The following is a 1,209-nucleotide window of genomic DNA, read 5'->3' as shown; positions in this document are numbered from 1 at the left end:
CGTGCGGCAACCGGACCTGGTCCAGCAGCTCGGCGACCCGCTTGTTGGCGGCCTGGCGTTCCACTTTCCGGACTGTGAGCGGCTCGGTGAGGATCTGCTCGATGGTCATGGACGGGTTGAGCGAGGTGTACGGATCCTGGAACACCACCTGGATCTCGTGGCTGAGCTCCTTGCGCTGGGCGCGCGTGGCTTGGGAGATTTCCTGGCCGCGGTACTTGATGCTTCCCCCGGTGACCGGGGCGAGCCCCAGCACGGCGCGGCCCAGCGTGGTCTTGCCGGATCCCGACTCCCCCACCAGGCCCACCGTCTCGCCGGGGCGGATGTCGAGGGAAACGCCCTTGAGGGCCTTGAACGGTTCCTTCCGGAAGCCCTTGAGGGGATATTCGACGACGACGTCCCGGACGTCGAGCAGTGTTTCGGTCATGGCTTCACTCCTGTCAGGCTGGTGAGGGATCCGTCGGTGCTCATGGGTGCCTTGCTTTCGATGGGGCCGTTCGTGAGCGGGCCGCGCGGTGCCGCATCCTCGAGGATCGCTTCCAACAGTTGCCGGGTGTACGGGTGGCGGGCGTCCTTGAAGATGGTCCGGACGGGCCCGGTTTCCACGACACGGCCTGTCTGCATCACGGTCACGCGGTCGCACAGATCGGCGACGACACCGAAGTTGTGGGTCACCAGGATGACGCCCATTTTCAGCTCGTCCTGGAGTTCGCGCAGCAGGTCGAGCACTTCGGCCTGCACCGTGACGTCCAATGCCGTAGTGGGCTCGTCCGCGATAAGCAAGTCCGGCTCACAGGAAACCGCGCCGGCGATTAGCACCCGCTGCGCCATGCCTCCGGAGATCTCGTGCGGGTAGGCGTTGAAGGTCCGTTCGGGGTGGGGAATCCCCACTTTGGCCAGCAGGGCCAGTGCACGCTTCCGGGCTTCCGCCTTGGAGATGCCGAGGCATACCCGCATGGGCTCCATGAGCTGGCTGCCGATCGTGAAGGCGGCGTCCAGGTTGCTCATGGGTTCCTGCGGGATATAGGCGATGCGCTGGCCGCGGACCTTCGTCATTTCCTTTTCCGAGAGGCGGGCCAGGTCCGTGCCGTCGAAGATGATGGAGCCACCCGTGACACGTCCGCCCTGCGGCAGGAGCCGGAGGATAGAGAAGGCGGTCTGGGTCTTGCCCGAGCCGGACTCGCCCACCAGCCCGTGAACCTCGCCCCGGCG

The 1,209-nt window shown here is 66.1% G+C and carries 2 protein-coding genes; both read right to left on the bottom strand.

The window, feature by feature from the left end; translation table 11 throughout:
* Window positions 1–424, bottom strand: a 424-nt coding sequence (locus AHiyo1_RS09935; protein ID WP_113990625.1) for an ATP-binding cassette domain-containing protein, incomplete at its 3' end; no start/stop codon positions are given.
* The coding region (locus tag AHiyo1_RS09930; protein WP_148667535.1) for an ABC transporter ATP-binding protein at window positions 421–1,209 on the bottom strand (789 nt) is incomplete at its 5' end. The genes AHiyo1_RS09935 and AHiyo1_RS09930, both read right to left, overlap by 4 nt.

Source organism: Arthrobacter sp. Hiyo1, from assembly GCF_001263615.2.
Classification (GTDB): Bacteria; Actinomycetota; Actinomycetes; order Actinomycetales; family Micrococcaceae; genus Arthrobacter.
The sequence above is the reverse complement of the archived record's forward strand: the minus strand, read 5'-3'. Positions and strand labels throughout refer to the sequence as shown.